This window comes from Azospirillum doebereinerae, assembly GCF_003989665.1.
In the GTDB taxonomy this organism is placed as follows: domain Bacteria; phylum Pseudomonadota; class Alphaproteobacteria; order Azospirillales; family Azospirillaceae; genus Azospirillum; species Azospirillum doebereinerae.
Map to the genome: position 1 here is coordinate 1 of NZ_RZIJ01000059.1, position 12,789 is coordinate 12,789.

General features: G+C 69.2%; 11 protein-coding genes. 7 read left to right on the forward strand and 4 right to left on the reverse strand.

The window, feature by feature from the left end; translation table 11 throughout:
- Positions 1-209 precede the first annotated feature (209 nt).
- Positions 210-974, reverse strand: a complete 765-nt coding sequence (budC, locus tag EJ913_RS30910) for a meso-2,3-butanediol dehydrogenase (protein WP_127005175.1) — start codon at positions 972-974, stop codon at positions 210-212.
- Positions 975-1,008: 34 nt separating this feature from the next.
- Positions 1,009-2,763 carry a thiamine pyrophosphate-dependent enzyme gene (locus EJ913_RS30915; RefSeq protein WP_127005176.1) on the reverse strand — a complete coding sequence of 585 codons (1,755 nt, stop codon included), beginning with the start codon at positions 2,761-2,763 and terminating at the stop codon, positions 1,009-1,011.
- 330 nt (positions 2,764-3,093) lie between these two features.
- Between EJ913_RS30915 and EJ913_RS30920 the strand changes: the two genes are divergently transcribed.
- A complete protein-coding gene (locus EJ913_RS30920) occupies positions 3,094-4,020 on the forward strand; it encodes a 2-hydroxyacid dehydrogenase (protein WP_127005177.1) in 927 nt (308 codons plus the stop codon).
- Positions 4,021-4,163: 143 nt separating this feature from the next.
- Positions 4,164-5,159, forward strand: a complete 996-nt coding sequence (locus tag EJ913_RS30925) for an MDR family oxidoreductase (protein WP_127005178.1) — start codon at positions 4,164-4,166, stop codon at positions 5,157-5,159.
- Positions 5,160-5,190: 31 nt separating this feature from the next.
- Here EJ913_RS30925 and EJ913_RS30930 read toward each other — a convergent pair whose 3' ends face one another.
- On the reverse strand, positions 5,191-5,931 hold the full coding sequence (locus EJ913_RS30930; RefSeq protein WP_127005179.1) for a FadR/GntR family transcriptional regulator: 741 nt from the start codon (positions 5,929-5,931) through the stop codon (positions 5,191-5,193).
- A 268-nt stretch (positions 5,932-6,199) separates the two neighbouring features.
- Between EJ913_RS30930 and EJ913_RS30935 the strand changes: the two genes are divergently transcribed.
- From EJ913_RS30935 to EJ913_RS30950, 4 genes are read left to right on the forward strand one after another with little or no spacing between them, the layout of a single operon-like run.
- Entirely contained in the window at positions 6,200-7,450 is a 1,251-nt protein-coding gene (locus tag EJ913_RS30935) for an ABC transporter substrate-binding protein (protein WP_127005180.1), read from the forward strand.
- Positions 7,451-7,469: 19 nt separating this feature from the next.
- Complete coding sequence (locus EJ913_RS30940) at positions 7,470-8,705, forward strand: MFS transporter (protein WP_127005181.1); 1,236 nt, start codon at positions 7,470-7,472, stop codon at positions 8,703-8,705.
- Positions 8,706-8,750: 45 nt separating this feature from the next.
- Entirely contained in the window at positions 8,751-9,587 is an 837-nt protein-coding gene (locus tag EJ913_RS30945; protein WP_127005182.1) for an enoyl-CoA hydratase/isomerase family protein, read from the forward strand.
- Positions 9,584-11,008: a class I adenylate-forming enzyme family protein gene (locus EJ913_RS30950; protein ID WP_127005183.1), complete on the forward strand. Its 1,425-nt coding sequence runs from the start codon at positions 9,584-9,586 to the stop codon at positions 11,006-11,008. Before EJ913_RS30945 ends, EJ913_RS30950 begins: the two co-directional genes overlap by 4 nt.
- A 9-nt stretch (positions 11,009-11,017) precedes the next feature.
- Here EJ913_RS30950 and EJ913_RS30955 read toward each other — a convergent pair whose 3' ends face one another.
- Positions 11,018-12,199, reverse strand: coding sequence for an aminotransferase class V-fold PLP-dependent enzyme (locus EJ913_RS30955; protein WP_127005184.1), 1,182 nt, complete (start codon positions 12,197-12,199; stop codon positions 11,018-11,020).
- A gap of 317 nt (positions 12,200-12,516) precedes the next feature.
- Between EJ913_RS30955 and EJ913_RS32250 the strand changes: the two genes are divergently transcribed.
- Positions 12,517-12,789, forward strand: a 273-nt coding sequence (locus EJ913_RS32250) for a hypothetical protein (protein ID WP_211099084.1), incomplete at its 3' end; no start/stop codon positions are given.

Genomic DNA, 12,789 nt, shown 5'->3' on the forward strand with positions numbered 1-12,789 from the left:
GAGGGTGGCGAAGCCGGAGAGCAGGGCGGTGCGGAGCATGGCGGGAGTTCCTTGTCGTTCAGGGTTTGGGAAGGGAGCCGAGACCGGTTCCGCTGGCCCCGTGGGCCGTCTTGCGTGTCGCCGTCTCGATGACCAAACCCTACCCCGCACCCGATTCCCCGGCTGTGAGCCGCGCCACAATTCCCCACGCTTTCCGGAAACACCGTCGTTCAGCCCTGCGCCGGCTGGCCGTTCGAGGCCGACACCCCGCCATCCACCGGCATGTTGGCGCCGGTGACGAAGCTGGCGTCGTCGCTCGCCAGGAAGGCGATCACGGCGGCGACCTCGCGGGGTTCGCAGACTCGGCCGAGCGGAATGCGCTCCTCAAACTTGGCGACCAAGTCCTTGTCCTTCAGCATGTCCTCGGTCATGCCGGTCCGCGTCAGGCTGGGGCAGACGGCGTTGACGCGGATGCCTTTCTTGCCGAGGTCCAGCGCCAGCGCGCGGGTCAGGTTCACCACGGCGCCCTTGGCCGCGTTGTAGGGGCTCATGCCCCAGTCGCCGCCGGTGCCGGAGACCGAGGCGGTGTTGACGATGGAGCCCTTGGTCTTCGCCAGATGCGGGATGGCGGCGCGGCAGCCGTAGAAGACGCCGTCCACGTCGGTATTCATCACGTCGCGCCATTGCGCGTCGGTGATGCCATCCGGCTCGCCCGCCGCGTGGACCCCGGCGTTGTTGACGATCACGTCGAGCCGGCCGAAGCGTTCCACCACCGCTTGGACCATGGCGTCGACCGCCCGGGAGTCCGATACGTCGGTGGGGTGGACCAGGGTCCGCTCGGCCGGCAGGTCGGCGGCGAGCCTGCGCAGTCCTTCCTCGTTGCGGTCGATCAGGGCGACCATCGCGCCCTCCTCGGAGAAGCGGCGGGCCGTCGCCTCGCCCATGCCCGACGCGGCGCCGGTGACGATGACGGCCTTGTTCTGGAAACGCTGCATGGCGGGTCCTTTCTTAATTGGGGATTTCGTCAGGTCAGATGATCTCGCGGGCGCGGTTCTTGAACATGGTCGCGGCGAGGCCCAGCGCGTCCGGCGTGCCGCGCGCCAGCGCCTCGGCGAAGTGGAGGGCCTGCTTGGCCTCGACCTTGGCCGGCATCGGCGGCTCGTTGTTGTCGACGAGGCAATCGACCACCACCGGCCCCGGATGGGCGAGCGCGGCGTCGAGAGTGGCGCCGCACTCCTTGGGATCACGGATGGTGAATCCGGTGCCGCCGCAGGCCTCGGCAACCTTGGCGAAGTCGATGGGGTGCAGGTCGCAGACGTATTCGGGGTTGCCGAGCATCACCATCTGCTCCCACCGGATCTGGCCGAGCGAACTGTTGTTGTTGATGATGACCTTGATCGGCAGCTTGTACTTCACCGCCGTGACGAAATCGGCCATCAGCATGGAAAAGCCGCCGTCGCCGACATAGGCGATCACCTGACGGTCCGGGTAGGCGATCTGCGCCGCGATGGCGTAGGGCAGGCCGGGCGCCATGGTCGCCAGATTGCCGGACAGGGTGTGCATCTGCCCGCGCTTGACCGGGATCTGGCGCGCCCACCATGTGGCGATGGTGCCGCTGTCGCAGGCGACGATGGCGGTGTCGGTCAACCGCTTGCCGAGTTCCCAGGCGGCGACCTGCGGCTTCATCGGCAGGTCTTGGCGCGTGCCGCGCTCCTCCATCAGTTTCATCCAGTCGGCCTTGCCGGCCTGGGCCGTTTCCAGGAAGGAGCGGTCGTCGTGCCGCTTCACCCGCTGCGTCAGGATGTCGAGAGCCAGCGCGCAGTCGCCGACCAGCCCGGCTTCGGTCGGGTAGCGCAGACCGATGCGGGCGGCGTCGAGGTCGATCTGAATCGCGCGGGCCTGCCCCGGCTTCGGGTAATATTCGATGTAGGGGAAGGTCGAGCCGGCGATCAGCAGGGTGTCGCAGGTCTCCAGCGCGGTCTGCGACGGCGCCGTGCCGAGCAGGCCGATCTGCCCTGTGGTGAAGGGGCTGTCGTCCGGCACCGCCGCCTTGCCCAGCAGCGCCTTGACGATCACCGCACCCAGCTTCTCGGCGAGGCGTTCCAACTGGTCGGTGGCCTTCAGGGCGCCCTGGCCGGCCATGATGACGATGCGCTGGCCGGCGTCGAGGATTTCCACCGCGCGGCGTGTCTCCGCCTCGGACGGGACGGGGAGTTCGGGGGCGAACAGGGCGTTGGTGTGGCCCTTGACGTTGCGCGGCGCGCGGGTGTCGTCCGAGGCGGCCTGCTCCTGGAGATCGACCGGCATGGTGATGTGGACGACGCCGCGATGGGCCAGCGCGGTGCGGCAGGCGAGTGTCGTGATGTTGGCGACGTGGGCGGCCCCCATGATGCGCTGGTTGAACAGGGACACGTCCTGGAAGACCTTGTCCAGTTCCACGTCCTGCTGGGTGTGGGTGCCGATCAGGTCGTGGTACTGCAGCCCGGTGATCGCCAGCACCGGCTGGTGGTCGAGCTTGGCGTCGTACAGCCCGTTCAGCAGGTGCAGCCCGCCGGGGCCGGAGGTGGCGATGCAGACGCCGAGCTTGCCGGTGAACTTGGCGTAGCCGCAGGCGGCGAAGGCGGCGGCCTCCTCATGGCGGACCTGGACGAAGCGGATGTCGTCCTGGCGGCGGCGCAGCGCTTCGACGATCCCGTTGATGCCGTCGCCGGGGATGCCGAACACCGTGTCGACACCCCAATCCACCAGAACGTCCACCAGGATGTCCGAAGCCGTGCGTGCCATGAAAAACTCCGTTCCGCGAAGGGTTTGGCGGGCAGCCGCGGGGCGCCGCCGTGTCATGGTCCGCAACAGGGACCCGGCGACCCCGGTTCCCCGCCGCGCCGTTCTGGCAGGGCTGCGCGGGTGGGCGGTCTGCTCTTTTCCCAGTGTTCGCGGGTGGGTTGCGGCGAAACCGGAAAAGAACGGCAAGCAGAGAGGGCGAAGTTTCATATCCTCGAACACGGGGATCATCGCCGCGACATCGGCCGACGGACCGGTTGACTTGTCGGTTCGGTGTCGAAATAGACTGGCGGAACCAGGATGCGGATCCGCGTCCGGCGTTGGAGACGGTCGATGACGATACTGTACAAGGCGGAACTTGCGCGCGGCTACGAGTGGCGGGATTTCTTCGCGCGCGAGGCGCCGGACCTGCCGTTCCGCATCTGGCCCGACATCGGCGACCCGGCGGACGTGCGCTACCTCACCGCGTGGCAGCCGCCCGACGACATCGCCGGCCGCTTCCCGAACCTGGAAGTCGTCTTCTCCGTCGCCGCCGGGGTGGATCAGTTCGACCTGTCGATCATCCCGCCCGCGATCCCCGTGGTCCGCATGGTCGAGCCGAGCCTGACCGACGGCATGGTGGAATACGTGACCTTCGCCACGCTGGCGGCGCACCGGCACATGATCGGCTACATCGACGACCGCCGCCGGGGCGTCTGGGCGCCGCGCCGACTGATTCCCGCCTCCCGGCGCCGCGTCGGCGTGATGGGGCTGGGCAATCTGGGGCAGGCGGCGCTGGCCGCGCTGAAGCCGCTGGGCTTCCCGCTGTTCGGCTGGAACCGCTCGCCCCGCAGCCTCGACGGGGTGACCGGCTTCTTCGGAGCGGATCAGTTGGAGGCGTTTCTCGGCCAGTGCGACGTCCTGATCTGCCTGCTGCCGTTGACGGAAGAGACGCGGGGCATCCTCGGCCGCAGCCTCTTCGCCCGGCTGCCGGAGGGCGCGACACTGGTCAACGTCGGGCGCGGCGGGCATCTGGTGGAAGCCGATTTGCTGGAGGCGCTGGACTCCGGCTATCTGTCCGGTGCGGTGCTCGACGTGTTCGCGCAGGAGCCGCCGCAGCCCGGCCACCCCTTCTGGACCCATCCGAAAATCCTGATGACGCCCCACATCGCCAGCATGACCCAGCCGGAGACCGCTGCCCACATCCTGCTCGCCAACATCCGCCGCCATCAGGCGGGGCAGCCGATGGTCAACGTGGTCGACCGCAGCCGGGGGTATTAGCGGCAAATTCCGCTGACCATAATTTGTTTGACCTATATTGATAGGGTTTGTATCGTCGGTGCCATCGGACCGGCGTCCTTGGGGTTCCCATCCGCCGCTCCCAACATAAGCACAACCTTATACGTCGAGAGGGAGCGGTCAGCATGTCCGAGCTGTTCAACGCGTTCGTGATCGAGGATGAGGGCGGCAAGCCCAAGGGCGGCTTCAAGCAACTCGCGCTTTCCGACCTTCCCGACCTCGACGTCCTCGTCGAGGTCGCCTATTCGACGGTCAACTACAAGGACGGGCTGGCCGTGTCCGGCAAGGCCAAGATCGCCCGCAAGCCGCCGATGGTGGCGGGCATCGATCTGGCCGGCACGGTGGTGGAATCCCGCTCCCCCGACTGGAAGCCGGGCGACCGGGTCGTCGTCAACGGCTGGGGTCTGTCGGAGACCCAGTGGGGCGGCTACAGCCGCTTCCAGCGCGTCAAGCCGGAGTGGCTGATCCGCCTGCCCGACGCCTTCACCTTGGAACAGGCGATGGGCATCGGCACCGCCGGCTACACCGCCGCGCTTTGCGTCGAGGCGCTGGAGAACTGGGGCGCCATTCAGCCGGGCGGCAAGGAGGTGCTGGTCACCGGCGCCGCCGGGGGCGTCGGCTCGGTCGCGGTCGCCCTGCTCGCCAAGCGTGGCTACGCGGTCACCGCCTCCACCGGGCGGCCGGAAACCCACGATTATCTGAAGGGGCTGGGCGCCACCGGCTTCATCGACCGCGCCGCCCTGCTGGAAAAGGGGCCGCCGCTGCAGAAGGAGCGCTGGGCCGGGGGCGTGGATTCGGTCGGCGGCGTGACGCTGGTGAACGCGCTGGCGCAGACCGTCTGGGGCGGCGCCGTCGCGGCCTGCGGCCTGGCGGGCTCCTCCGACTTGCCGGGCACGGTGCTGCCCCACATTCTGCGCAGCGTGGCGCTGCTCGGTATCGATTCGGTGATGGCCCCGGCGGCCCGGCGTGCGGTCGCCTGGGCGCGGCTGGCGCGCGATCTCGATCCCGCCCATCTGGCGGCGATGTACGAGGTCCAGCCCTTCGCCGCGCTGCCGGAACTGGCGGAGAAGATCGTCGCCGGCCAGATTCGCGGCCGTGTCGTGTTGGATCTGAACGCCTGAGAAAGGGCCGGACGCCGGGCGCGACGGGCGTTCAGCCCACGCGTTCGGCCCGGCGGTCCAGCGCCGCGCGGGTGCGGTCGCGGGTGTAGTCGACCAGATCGGCCAGGGCCGCGACCCCGGCCTCGGCGTCGCGGCTTTCCAGGGCGTGCAGGATGCGCTCGTGGAAGCCGACGATGGCCTGACGCTCGCGCACCCGGAAGATGATCATGTTGCTGACCGGCTGAAGCGCCTCGACCACCGCGTGCATCAGGAAGGACAGCAGCGAATTGCCGGCCGCGTCCACCAAAGCGCGGTGGAAGCGCACGTCCGAGGCGCAGAACTCCTCGTCCGTCAGGGACACGTCGCGCTGGCGCGCCAATTCGGTCCGCATCGCGTCGAGCTGCGCGTCGGTGCGCGTGGCGGCGGCCAGCCGGCAGCAAACGCCCTCCAGCTCCAGCCGCGCGGTCGCCATGTCGTCGAGCTGGATGTCGCCGACCGCGACCATCAGCGTCGTCGCGTTGGCGAGCGACAGGGCCGCGTCCTCCGGGGCCGGGCTGGCGACGAAGTTGCCGCCGGTCGGTCCCCGCCGCGAGCGGATCAGATGCTGCGCCGCCAGCCGCTTCAGCGCTTCGCGCACCGTCGGGCGGGACACCTTGAAGCGCTGGGCCAGTTCCTCTTCGGTCGGCAGGCGTTCGTCCACCTTCAGGCGGCCGTCCATGATCGCCGCCCGCAGGGTGTCGGCGATCTGCTTGGCCGCGCTGACCGTGACGACGCTCTCGAACTCCACCGGCATGCTCGCCCGCCTTCTTCCAGCACGAATTCCGCCCGCATTCTAACACAGCGCACGCCATTTCGAGACGACAAACGTCATCGGTTTATTCGTTTGACAAATGTATGTTTGGGGAGCCAACTGTCCCGGTCAGAACATAAAACGGCGGACCGGACGGTCCCGCCGGCCCCCTCGTCCAGCCGCCATGGCGTGGATTTCCGGCCGCCCTCCGCGCGACCGGCGACGCCCGGTGGCGGACCGCGATGGCGGGCCAACCGATGGGAGGAAAGCGATGCGTCTTTTCAAAGAGGCCAGCCTCAAGACCGCATGGGCGGTGTCGGTCGCCACGGCCGTCATGGCCGGCGCGCTGCCGGCGGCGGCGCAGGATCTCCCGGTCTTCCGGGTCGGCGTGCTGAACGACCAGTCCGGCCTCTATTCCGACATCGCCGGGCTCGGCTCGGTCGAGGCGGCGAAGATGGCGGTGGAGGATTACAAACCGGAGGCCAAGGGCTTCCGCGTCGAGATCGTCGCGGCCGACCACCAGAACAAGACCGACGTCGGCGCCGCCATCACCCGGTCCTGGTTCGACCAGCAGGGGGTGGACGTGGTGGCGGATGTGCCGACCTCCTCCATCGCGCTGGCGGTGTCGGAGATCGCGAAGGCGAAGGACAAGGTCTTCCTGGTGGCCAGCGCCGGCACCTCGGACCTCACCGGCAAGGCCTGCACCCCCAACAACATCCACTGGACCTACGACACCTGGGCGCTCGCCAACGGCACCGCCAAGGCGGTGATCGGGCAAGGCGGCGACAGCTGGTACTTCATGACCGCCGACTACGCCTTCGGCCATTCGCTGGAACGCGACGCCGTCGAGATCATCAAGGCCAACGGCGGCACGGTGCTGGGCAGCGTGCGCACGCCGTTCCAGACTCCCGACTTCTCCTCCTTCCTGATCCAGGCGCAGAACAGCCGGGCCAAGATCATCGCGCTCGCCAATTCGGGCGGCGACACCGTGGCCTCGGTCAAGCAGGCGGCGGAGTTCGGCGTCACCAGCGGCGGGCAGAAGCTGGCCGGGCTGTTGGTCTTCCTGACCGACGTGCATTCCATCGGGCTGGAGACGGCGCAGGGGCTGCTGCTGACCGAAGCCTTCTACTGGGACATGAATCCGGGCACGCGGGACTGGACCAAGCGCTTCGTCCAGCGCACCAACGGCCGCTACCCGACGATGAACCAGGCGGGGACCTACGCGTCGGTCCTGCACTGGATGAAGGCGGTCGCGGCGATGCCCGACAAGAAGGAGGCGCGCAGCGGCCAGCAGGCGGTCGCCGCGATGAAGGCGATGCCGACCGACGACGCCCTGTTCGGCAAGGGCAGCGTCCGCGCCGACGGCCGCACCATCCACGACATGTACCTGTTCGAGGTCAAGAAGCCGGCGGAATCGAAGGGTCCCTACGACTATTACAAGCTGGTGCAGACCATCCCCGGCGATCAGGCCTTCCGTCCGCTCGCCACGTCGGAATGCCCGATGATCACGGCGAAGAAGTAAGCGGAACCGGGGGGAAGGCATGGACGCCGTGTCGTCGAACGTCGCGAAGGGGAGGGCGGGCAAGGCCGCCTCGCTGACCCTTCTGCTGATCGCCGAGGTGTCGGCGATGTCCGTGTGGTTCGCCACCACCGCATCGCTCGCCGACATCAAGGCGCATTGGACGCTGGGGCCGTTCCACGAGGCGCTGCTGACCAGCAGCGTGCAGGCGGGATTCGTGGTCGGCACGCTGACCAGCGCCCTGCTCAGCCTTCCCGACCGCCTTGACCCGCGCCGGCTGTTCGCCGCCAGCGCGTTGGTCGCGGCGCTGGCCAATTTGGCGATCCTGGCGCTGGAGCCGACCAGCGTCCTGTTGCCGGTCCTGCGGCTGGTCACCGGCATGTGCATGGCCGGGGTCTACCCGGTCGGCATGAAGATGGCGGCGACCTGGGCGGAGCGCGATCTGGGCCTGCTGATCGGGCTGCTGATCGCGGCGCTGACTCTGGGTTCGGCCTCGCCGCATCTGCTGGCGGTGCTGGGCGGGGTCGACTGGCGGGTGCCCTACGTCGCGGCCTCGGCCGGGGCGCTGCTGGCGGCGGTGGCGGTATGCTTCGTCGCCATAGGCCCGCACGTCGCCAAGGCGCCGCCGCTGCGGCTCGGCAACGCGCTGGAGGCGTGGCGCAATTACCCGCTGCGCCTCGCCAACCTCGGCTATCTCGGGCACATGTGGGAGCTGTACGCCATGTGGGCGTGGCTGGCCCTGTTCCTGAACGAGAGCTTCGTGCTGGTCATGCCGGAGGGCGCCGGCGGGGCGGCGAAGCTTGCCACCTTCGCCATCGTCGGCGCCGGCGCGCTGGGGGCGCTCGGCGGTGGCTGGTGCGCCGACCGCTGGGGGCGGACGCTGGTCACCTCGGCCGCCATGCTGGTCAGCGGGGCCTGCGCGCTGACCATCGGCTTTCTGTTCGGCGGGCCGCCCTGGGCGATCGTCGCGGTCGGGCTGCTGTGGGGCGTCACCGTCATCGCCGACAGCGGGCAGTTCTCCGCCACCGTCGCCGAGTTGGCCGACCGCTCGCTGATCGGCACCATGCTGACGCTCCAGACCAGCGTCGGCTTCCTGCTGACGCTGGTCAGCATCCATCTGATCCCCTACGCGGTGGATCTGGTCGGCTGGCGCTACGCCTTTGCGTTTCTCGCCATCGGGCCGGCGCTGGGCACGCTCGCCATGCTGCGGCTGCGCGCGCATCCGGCCGCCGTCCGCATCGCCGGCGGTCGCCGCTGAAAGGCGCCGCCCCCGCTCCAACTTCCAAAAAAGGGCTTTCAGGGCATGACCTACGACACCATCCGGCTGGAGGAGCGCGGCGACGTCGCGTGGCTGGTGCTGAACCGGCCGGAACGCCTGAACGCGATGAACCAGACCATGCTGGGCGAGATCAACGCCGCGCTCGACGCGGTGGAGGCCGACGACCGGCTGCGGGCGGTGGTGGTCACCGGGGCGGGCAGCGCCTTCTCCTCCGGCTTCGACCTGAAGGAGCAGATGGAGAAACGGCCCCAGGGGATCGGCCAGTGGCGCGGTCTGCTGCGCAAGGATTTCGACACGGTGATGCGCTTCTGGCATTTCCCGAAGCCGACCATCGCCGCCGTCAACGGCCACTGCCTGGCCGGGGCCTTCGAACTGGCGCTGGCCTGCGACATGACCATCGCCGCCGACACCGCCGTGTTCGGCGAGCCGGAGCTGAAGTTCGGGGCCGGCATCGTCGTGATGCTGCTGCCCTGGATCGCCGGGCCGAAGCTGGCCAAGGAGATCATCATGACCGGCGCCGACCGCATCACGGCCGAGAAGGCGGAGCGCATCGGTATCGTCAACCGGATCGTCCCCGCCGACACGCTGGAGCGCACGGCGCTGACGCTGGCCCGCCACGTCGCCGCCGTCGATCCGACGCTGATGCGCCAGACCAAGCACGCGCTGAACCGAACCTTCGCGATCATGGGCATGGGCGAGGCGCTGGAGGCGGCGCTCGACATCGACCTGCACATCGAGGGCGAGGGCTGTCCCGACAAGATCCAATTCATGGAGATCGCCCGCCGCGAGGGGCTGAGGGCCGCGCTGGCTTGGCGTGACGCCCGCTTTCCGCCAGAGAACGGGGTGGAGGAGGGGACATGACGATCCCGGCGCTGGCCGCCCTTCTCCTCGATGCCTTCCGCGACGGGCGGAACCCCTGCGTCGAGGATCCCACCCGCAGCTTGCGGGCGGCCGACATCCGGACCCACGCCGAGGCCGTCGCCGAACGGCTGCGTGGGGCGGGGATCCGTCCCGACGAGCCGGTGATCGTCCAGGTCGACGGCAACGCCGCCGACCTCGCGAGCTTCCTCGGCGTCTGGCTGGCGGGCGGCGTGGTGGTGCCGCTCCACGCCCGCGCGCTCGACGCCACCCGGCGCGACATCCGCGAGCGGACCGGCGCGCGGCTGACGGTGGAGGGCGCGGCGGGAACGGTGGCGACCGATGGGTCTGCGCCGGCCGACCGGCCGCTGCTGAGCGGCGCGGCGCTGGTCATCTTCACCTCGGGCTCGACCGGCGCGCCCAAGGGGGCGGTGCTGGGGCACGAGCGTTTCGCCGGCAAAATCCGCGCCTTGCAGGGGATGCTGGGTTTCACAGAGCGCTCGGTCGTGCTGCTGCCGCTCCAGATCACCTTCATTTTCGGGATCTGGGTTGGGCTGCTGGCGATGACGACCGGCGCGCGGCTGCGCATGATGCCGAAATTCACCCCCGCCTTGGCGCGCGACGCGTTGGCCGACGGGGCAACGACGGCGGCCTTCGTGCCGACGATGATGCGGGCGCTGTTCGCCGATCCGGACGGGGCGGGGCGGGCGCCGGAACTGCGGCAGATCCTCACCGGTGGCGAACCGCTCGGCGGCGGGCTGGGCCAGCGGATCGCGGCGGCGTGGCCGGAGGCCGGGATTTTCGATCTCTACGGCCTGACCGAGACCGGCTCCTGCGACTTCTGCCTGCAACCCGGCGACCACGCGGTGGGAGCCGGCTCCATCGGGCGCACGACCGGCGGGGTGGAGCACCGCATCGCCCAAGGCGGGGACGGCGGCGAGGGCGTGGGGGAACTGTTGATCCGCAGCCCGTTCGGGATGCTCGGCTATCTCGACAACCCGGAGCTGACCGAGGCCTCCTTCACGGATGGCCATTTCCGCACCGGCGATCTGGCGCGTCAACGGGCGGACGGCTTCGTCGAACTGGTCGGCCGCTCCAAGGAGATCATCTCGCGTGGCGGCAACAAAATCGTACCGCTGGAGATCGACCGTCTCTTCGCCGCTCATCCCGACGTTGCCGCCGCGCTGACGACCGGCGTTCCGGATGAACTGCTGGGCGAGCGGATCCACGTCCTGCTGGTGCCGCGTCCCGGCGCGGACCTCGATCGCGCTGCCCTGCTGGCCTGGGCCGCCGAGCGGATCGAGCGGTTCAAGCTGCCCGACGTGATCCATATCGGGACCGACCTGCCGCTCGGCCGCACCGGCAAGGCCGACCGCAACACTTTGCGGGTGTTGGTGCTGCGGGAGCGGGAGGGCGGCGCCTGACTCCGCGTCTCAGCGCAGCGCGCGGATGGCGGCGGCCAGGGTCTCGATCTCCTCCTCCGTGTTGAACGCGTGCGGCGAGGCGCGCACCAGCGTCGGTAGGGCGCGCGCCGTCGCGTCGAGCAGCGTGCTCGACGGCTGGGAACTGCCGACGCCGATCCCCAACCCGGCGAGGTGGGCCTTCACGGGGCCGGCCTCCCGCCCGTCGAGCGAGAAGCCGACGATGGCCGCCGGATGCCGCCCGAGATCGTGCACCGTCACGCCCGCGATCCCGCTGAGCGACCTGCGGAGCTGGCCCGCCAGCGCTTGGCAGCGGACGGCGATGGCCTCGATCCCGATCTCCAGCGCGTAGTCCACCGCAACGCCCAAGCCCAGCCGAGCGGCGTAATTGTTTTCCCAGCTCTCGAACCGGCGGGCGTCAGGGCGCAGCTCGTAGCGGTCGGGCGCCACCCAGGGGGCGGCGAAATGGTCGATCATCGCCGGTTCGAGGCGCCGCATCAGGTCGCGCCGCGCGTAGAGGAACCCGCTGCCGCGCGGCCCGCGCAGGAACTTGCGCCCCGTCGCTGACAGCAGGTCGCAGCCGAGCGCCTCGACGTCGACCGGCATCTGCCCGGCCGCTTGGCAGGCGTCGAGCAGATAGGGGATGCCGTGCGCCCGCGCGACGCGCCCGACGGCGGCGGCCGGGTTGACCAGACCGCCGTTGGTCGGCACCCAGGTGATGGCGATCAGGCGCACGCGGCCGTCGATCATGCGCTCCAGCGCCTGCGGGTCGAGCGCGCCATCGGCGTCGTCCGGGACGACCTCGACCACCGCGCCCGTGCGTCGTGCCACTTGAAGGAACGCCACGTAGTTCGCGGCGTATTCGGCGCGGGCGGTGAGAATGCGGTCGCCGGGCTTGAACGTCGTGGCCAGGGCGTAGAAGGCCATCTGCCACGCGACGGTGGCGTTCTCGGTCAGGGCGATCTCGTCGCGGGCGCCGCCAACCAGCCGGGCGATGCTGTCGTAGACGCCGTCCAACCGCGCCGCCAATTCCGTCGCCGCCTCGTAGCCGCCGATCTCGGACTCCCGCCGCAGATAAGCGGTCATCGCATCGAGCACCGGCGTCGGCATCGGGCTGGCGCCGGCGTTGTCGAGGTGGACGCGGTGGGCGACGCCCGGCGTTTCAGTGCGCAGCCGCGCAAGATCGAGCGTCATCGAATCTCCATTCCCAAAGGCAGAGGTCGATTTGAACGGGAGACGCGAGCAAGATCAAGCGGGCTCGTCCCATGAGCCACGGCTATCGCCTTCGGCCAAACTCCGCCCGATGAAAGAGGGGTTTCCGAAAAAATCAGGCGATGTTCGTTTTTCCTCTGGACGGGGAGGAAATGGCTGCGTATAAGCCCGCTCCTCAGCCGACGGCGGCGCCCGACAGGGACGACGACGACGGTTGAAAGCCCCAGAAGGATCGGGGCAGTGGGTGTTTTCAAGAGGGGCTTCGCCGAGGCATCGGTGAAGAGGACGGAAAAAAGGGCTTGACCCGCTCCGGACAAACCGCTAGAAAGATTGCCTGCCAGCGCGAACCGGTCGGTTTGCGCGCCTCCGATCTCCAGACCGACGGGCACTCATCATCCGGTTCACCGGTTGATGGCTCGTCAACGTCGTCGAGGCATGGATCTTTGACATTGTTGATCGTGAAGTCGAGAAGGGATGCGCAGGCGGCGGTGAGGTTTTCACCGTTTGAGCGTTTGGTTCCGGTTCGTGAATGGGATCGGCACAAAACGCGGACGTCTGTTCGCATCCAAAGT